General features: G+C 57.0%; 4 protein-coding genes and 1 pseudogene. All 5 read right to left on the bottom strand.

What is annotated here, in order from left to right; genetic code table 11:
* Positions 1–66: 66 nt before the first annotated feature.
* Positions 67–1,164: a glycosyltransferase gene (locus BUB60_RS02110; protein WP_073075971.1), complete on the bottom strand. Its 1,098-nt coding sequence runs from the start codon at positions 1,162–1,164 to the stop codon at positions 67–69.
* A complete protein-coding gene (locus BUB60_RS02115) occupies positions 1,161–2,186 on the bottom strand; it encodes a tetratricopeptide repeat-containing glycosyltransferase (protein ID WP_341444104.1) in 1,026 nt (341 codons plus the stop codon). The genes BUB60_RS02110 and BUB60_RS02115 overlap by 4 nt, the downstream gene beginning before the upstream one ends.
* A gap of 197 nt (positions 2,187–2,383) precedes the next feature.
* Positions 2,384–3,265, bottom strand: coding sequence for a hypothetical protein (locus tag BUB60_RS02120; protein ID WP_073075973.1), 882 nt, complete (start codon positions 3,263–3,265; stop codon positions 2,384–2,386).
* Between the two features lie 107 nt (positions 3,266–3,372).
* Positions 3,373–5,343, bottom strand: a complete 1,971-nt coding sequence (locus BUB60_RS02125; RefSeq protein ID WP_479725495.1) for an exosporium glycoprotein BclB-related protein — start codon at positions 5,341–5,343, stop codon at positions 3,373–3,375.
* Between the two features lie 677 nt (positions 5,344–6,020).
* Positions 6,021–6,542, bottom strand: a pseudogene (locus BUB60_RS19625) (collagen-like protein); the annotation flags it as partial.

Below are 6,542 nucleotides of genomic sequence, written 5' to 3' on the forward strand. Positions count from 1 at the left end.
CCGCGCGAGCGCCATAAAACAAAGAACCTGCTTTCGGCAACAGGTCCTTTGTATATTTTCTTTCATTCAGCCCTGGCGCTCATGAAGCTTGTCAAGAATCAGCTGCTTGTTGTTTTGCAGCCGGATATCCTCCGGCCTGTATTCTAAAGCGGCTTCCGCATGCTCCAGGGCGCGCTCGAGCATGCCCAGTCTGTAGCAGCTGATCGCGCCCAGGTCCTCCGGCGTATGATCCCAGGCATAGCCCATATTGACGTAAGTCCGCGATTTCTCCTTGATTTTCAGTGCCTCTTCCACCATAAAGAAAACGGTGGGCCAATCAGACAGGCGGTACGCCAGCTGCGCGCATTCCACATACGGCTCCCGCAGCTCCGGCGCTTCAGCGACGGCCCGATAATACCAGGCGTACATCTCTTTTATATTGCCGAGCTCATAATAGGATTTCGCGATCCACCGCATGGACGCGCAGCGCTCCTGATTCCAGGTGGCGGCCGGCAGGGAAAGATGGTGCTTTAACGTGTCGATGCATTTTTGCCACTCCCGCTTATACATATATTCCCTGCCGAGATAGTAAGCGACCCGGTCTCCGTTGGGGTCCTCCTGAACGGCAAGCTCCAGAAGCGGAAGATAGGAGCCTCTCGATTTTGCGCTGTCCGGATAATGGTTCAATACCATGCCGGCCACGAATACCGTCGACTGCGGGCTGTCACCCAAATACGTCAGCCACTCGTGCACCGGATAGCTCCATTTATAATCGTGTCTGGTGTGTATTTTTGAATAATAAATCTGCACATCGGGCGATCCGTCCGGCTTTAGGCTCCAGTTAAAAATATATTTGGCTAATTTCGTTTCCGGCGTCCACGCGTTTTCCAAAAGCGCCCGCCAGCCCGGTTCGAAGACCTCGTCCAGATCTGTGCAGACGCAGATGTCCGCATCGTCCGGTATATGTCCCAATGATATATTGCGGGCAGCATCGAAGCGCCACGGTTTGATTTCGTCAATATAGACCGTCACGCCTCTGTCCCGCAGCTTTTCGACCGTCTTGTCATCGGAACCGGTATCCGTCACAACAATCAGGTCCGCTTCCGACATGGAGTCCACCCATCTATCGACAAATTTTTCCTCGTTTTTGCAAATGGCGTAAACACAAATCTTATATTTTTTCATTTCGGTTCTTCCTTGGCGGACTGGACTTCCTCTAGCTTTGTGCCGATGAGCTCCAGGTTTTTCTCAAGCCGCGGGTTATTGGGCTCCGTTTCGCAGGCGATTTCAGCGTATCGGTACGATTTCTCGTACATCCCGAGCCGGTACGCGCTGATGGCGCCCAGATCATAAAAGCTGTAGCCCCAGGACTCCGGCTCCGTCAGATAGCTGCCGGGCCTTTCCGTAATGCCCAGGCCCTTCTCCGTCATTAAAAAAACAAGCGGCCAGTTTCCTTCCAGGTAACCGAACCGGGCCAGCTGCAGGTATGGCTCACGCACGCGCGGACATTCGGCAATTGCCCTGAAAAGCCATCTTTTTGCCTCTGCAAAATCGTTTTTTGCCTGATAGCTTCTGGAAATGAACCGCATGGACGCCGACCGCTCCTCATCCCATCCCGCCGAGGGAAGCTGCAAATGGCGCTTGAGCGTGTCAATACACCGATCGTGCATTCCATGGTAGCTGTATTCCCTGCCAAGCCAGAACATCGTCCGGTCATCCGACGGATTTTCCTGAGCGGATAACTCCAGAAGCGGCAGATACTGCGCCCGGGGCTTTGATAAATCCGGATAATGATTGAGCACCATGCCGTTTACCCAGACTGTCTGGTCCTGATCCTCGCCGCTGTATTCCAGCACCTCGTGCACGGGGTGCACCCAGCGGAAGCCATGGCGCCGGTGGATTTTTTCCATCGCAAACTGCTTACCCGGCGTGCCGTCCGGGTTGTGGCTCCAGGTAAACAGATATCTGGCTCTGGTATAAAACGGCTGCCAGGCGTCCTCAAGCTTTTGGCGCCAGCCTTTCTCAAAAACCTCGTCCAGGTCGTTTGAGACGCAAATGTCCATGTGCTCCGGTATATGGTCCATGGCGATGTTGCGGGCGGTATCGAAGCGCCATGGGGAAATTGTTTCGGTATATACGACGGCGCCTCTTTCACGCAGCCTCTCCGCAGTCTTATCCCCAGAGCCCGTATCTGTGACAACAACCATATCAGCCTCAGATACGGCATCCATCCAGCGGTCTACAAACTTTTCCTCATTTTTGCAGATCGCATAAACACAGATTTTATATTTATGCACGGCCGCACTCCTTCCGCCGGCTGATTTTACCGGCATTTATATATATGTCCGTCCGGCTGGCCTTGACACTTTGGTCCGCCCGCGGCACGCCGGACAAACCGCCCAGCTCAGGCGATGCGGTTCATTGACCATACAATGCCGGCGGCTTCTGAGCCCCCAAGCGTGAGCGGCACGGTCAAGCCGTCCGCGTTATAAAAAAGGCCGACCACATCGCCGGCTGTCAGGCTGATTTCACCCGCCAGCGTTACGGTTCCGTTAGACAGGATCGTCCTCAGCGTCAGAAGCGCTACGCTCACATCGAGCAGCGGAAAGAGACCGCCGATGAGATTCGTCAGCGTCGGTGAGGTCCTCCTGACGACGAAGGCAGGATTGACACCCGAGCCCAACGATATGGAAATGGCCGAGTTGGTCGAATAATTGATGGTCGCCTGTACTGAATAAATGCCTGTGGTCGGGACGGTATAGTTTCCTGCGGCTTCATTGAAGCCGGCGCTGTCAAAGTACGGCGGGGTCACCGTCCAGCCGGTCAGCTGTGTGCTTGCCGACGTGGAAACAGATGATATAAACGCCGAAAAGCCTTCCCGCTGATCGTCTTCAATAACGACAAGCGACGCGGTGAGCGGTACCAGCGGCGCATAGTAGACCGCGCTGGTACTGGCATTGACAAGCGAGACGGTGACAGGCGCCGCCGTTACGTCGATAATTCCGGTTCCGCAGACCTCGCCGGCTCTGTTCGGCGAGGTGCCGAGCAGAGAATCGTCCGCCGATGACGACAGCATGAACGCGGCGCCGTTTGTGGATACGGACGCCTGAGTCGATACCCACCAGTTAATCACATAGCGGCCCTGTTTATTGAGAGTGATGACGCCGGTTGAGTCGTCATAGCTGATGTTCCCGGACAAATATGCGATATTATTGAATATCACGTTATTCGACACGCCAACCGAGCCTGCCGTCGTGCGTTCTATTTGCAAAGCAATATCGCTCATTTACCTAACCTCCCGAGTCGACAAAAAGCATCGCAGGGGCACACGCCCCCCTTGTGAAAGCAGTGCTGCATCCGTCAGGGGGGCGTCATTTCACGCGGATAACATGATCAGTCGAGTGTCAAACCGGCGCTTGCATAACCGGTTATCGTCACAGTTTGCAGGGTTCCGCCTGTAACTGCGGCCGAAAATACAAGCAGCAGGCGTGTCTGCGGCGTCACAGGTATGGTGAGATCTGTCGTGATCCCGTTGATCACGGTGCCGGCCGCAACGGCGCCCGTCAATGTCGGGGCCAGTGTCACCGTGGCGGTACCGACCGGGGTAAAGCTGTCGTCCGGCGCCGGCGAGCTGTAAAGCTGGGCCGTAATGGTTACAACGCTTCCATCAAGATCGACGGCGGCACCCACGCTGAAATATGCGGCCAGGGCGGTTATAATGCCGTCCCGCGGCATGGAGAATGCCACATCCGTCAGTCCCGCAATATCGATCGCCCCGCCGGTGGCTGTGACGTTGTCATTGGCCCCAAAGCCGATCATTGCCTGCAGGTCGCTGACGCCCGCCGCATCTGTCGACAGTGTCGCAATCGTCCCCGATGCAAACGGGACAACGGCACCAGGTCCCGCCGGTCCGGTATCTCCTGTGGGCCCAGTCGGCCCGGTGTCGCCAGTCGGGCCTGTCGGTCCGGTATCACCCGTCGGACCCGTCGGGCCGGTATCGCCTGTCGGGCCTGTCGGCCCAGTGTCGCTCGTTGGGCCTGTCGGCCCAGTATCGCCTGTCGGGCCTGTGGGTCCGGTGTCACCTGTTGGACCAGTGTCACCTGTTGGACCAGTATCTCCCGTCGGACCGGTATCTCCTGTCGGACCGGTGTCGCCCGTTGGACCGGTATCACCGATTGGGCCGGTGTCGCCGGTTGGACCAGTATCGCCCGTTGGGCCAGTGTCGCCGGTTGGGCCGGTGTCACCGATTGGACCGGTATCGCCTATTGGACCAGTGTCACCTGTCGGACCAGTGTCACCCGTTGGACCAGTGTCACCCGTTGGGCCGGTGTCACCGGTTGGACCGGTGTCACCCGTTGGACCAGTGTCACCCGTTGGACCAGTATCTCCCGTCGGACCGGTATCTCCTGTCGGACCGGTATCTCCTGTCGGACCGGTATCTCCTGTCGGACCGGTATCTCCTGTCGGACCGGTGTCGCCCGTCGGACCGGTATCACCGATTGGACCGGTATCGCCGGTTGGACCAGTGTCGCCCGTCGGACCGGTATCACCGATTGGACCGGTATCGCCGGTTGGACCAGTGTCGCCCGTCGGACCGGTGTCACCGGTTGGGCCGGTGTCACCGGTTGGGCCAGTGTCTCCTATTGGACCAGTATCTCCTGTTGGACCGGTGTCACCCGTTGGACCGGTGTCACCGGTTGGGCCGGTGTCACCGGTTGGGCCGGTATCACCGGTTGGGCCGGTATCGCCGGTCGGACCGGTATCGCCCGTTGGGCCAGTATCGCCCGTTGGGCCAGTGTCGCCGGTTGGGCCGGTGTCGCCCGTTGGGCCGGTGTCACCGATTGGACCGGTATCGCCTGTCGGGCCAGTATCTCCTGTCGGGCCAGTATCTCCTGTCGGGCCAGTATCTCCTGTCGGACCGGTGTCGCCCGTTGGGCCAGTATCACCTGTTGGGCCGGTGTCGCCGGTTGGGCCAGTATCGCCCGTTGGGCCAGTGTCGCCCGTTGGGCCAGTGTCGCCCGTTGGGCCAGTGTCGCCTGTCCGGCCAGTATCACCTGTCGGACCGGTGTCGCCCGTTGGACCGGTATCGCCCGTTGGACCGATATCACCGATTGGGCCGGTGTCTCCTGTCGGGCCAGTATCGCCCGTTGGGCCAGTGTCGCCGGTTGGGCCGGTATCACCGGTCGGACCGGTGTCACCGATTGGGCCGGTGTCACCCGTTGGACCGGTGTCGCCCGTTGGGCCGGTCGGGCCTTCCGAGGGAACGGTGATGGTCAGCGCTGCTGTGGTGGGAACAATTGACGAGTAGTAAAATGGGCTCGTACTTGCATTGATAAGAGACAATGTGACAGGGACTGCTGTCACATTAATGATGCCAAATCCACTTACCTCGCCGGTTTTAATCGGCGAAATACCTTCGATACGATCTCCCTGGGAGGATGACAGCGCAAAAACTGCGCCGCTTGTCGATGTTGACGCCTGCGCCGCAACCCACCAGTTGACCATATATCGGCCTGTTTCATTAAAGGTTATAGTGCCCGTTGTATCGTCGTAGCCGATATTACCGATCGAAAGTGCGACTGTATCAAAGATTACATTACCTGAAACTGCTACAGAGCCAGCAATACTTCGTGCTATTTGTAAAGAAATATCGCTCATGGTGTTCCTCCTAAATTCAATGAACATCAGCGCAATGATCCTTTACGGCAACTAGACCTGTCCTGTAATATCGATTTATATTTAATTAAATCATGGCATACTCTTCCGGTTAAGTTGCCATATTGGTTATATTTCATTGTTTTGCCTGTTATTTTTATCTTTTGATATAAAGGCACATACCGATATATTCTATTGTGAAAGCTTCAAAAATGTCCCACTGGCCTATATGCTCATGCGGATCCGTCCAGGCTATGGACGGCTCCGCGGTCGGAAAACGGAAGCTGCTCCGGAAAGGAGCAGCTTCCGCACGGCTAATGTGAGTTTTCGTCGACCGGAATCCGCCTTGGGAGAAACGAACTCATCCAGCCGGCGTTGCCGCACTGTTACTGTGCCGCTTCTGTTATGACAATGTTTGCCTGAACGGGTGTCGAGGCAATAAAGACGTTCTCGCCTGTTGCATTGACCAGGGTCAACGTTGCCGGCACGGTTTCGACGGTAACAAGAGCGTTGCCCGTTACCCCGCCGGATACGATCGGCGAAGAGCTCATAATGCCTACCCCGCTGTTTTGCTCTAAAGCGAAGCTCACTGTCGTGGCCGGGCCGGCGCCGTCCGCCGCAAACCACCATGAGACATAGTAGTTTCCGGGCGCCGTGATCGTAAACTCTCCGGTCACAGCGTCATAGCTGATATTGGGGCTTTGGTCGTTTGTTACGGTATCAAATACGACATTGCTCCCATCGTTGATCGTACCGCCGCCGTCTCCAACAAGCTGCGCTTGTATGCCTCTGAACTGAATCGCAGCTCCGGCAGGTCCCGCTGGGCCGGTGTCGCCTGTTGGGCCAGTGTCACCTGTTGGACCGGTGTCACCCGTCGGGCCAGTGTCGCCCGTCGGGCCAGTGTCACC

Origin of the sequence: Sporobacter termitidis DSM 10068, from assembly GCF_900130065.1 — a bacterium.
Classification (GTDB): Bacteria; Bacillota; Clostridia; order Oscillospirales; family Oscillospiraceae; genus Sporobacter; species Sporobacter termitidis.

Coding starts and splice junctions, on each gene's coding strand:
- BUB60_RS02115 (WP_341444104.1), bottom strand. CDS start 2,186: ATGGTTGTTGTCACAGATACGGGCTCTGGGGATAAGACTGCGGAGAGG.
- BUB60_RS02120 (WP_073075973.1), bottom strand. CDS start 3,265: ATGAGCGATATTGCTTTGCAAATAGAACGCACGACGGCAGGCTCGGTT.
- BUB60_RS02110 (WP_073075971.1), bottom strand. CDS start 1,164: ATGAAAAAATATAAGATTTGTGTTTACGCCATTTGCAAAAACGAGGAA.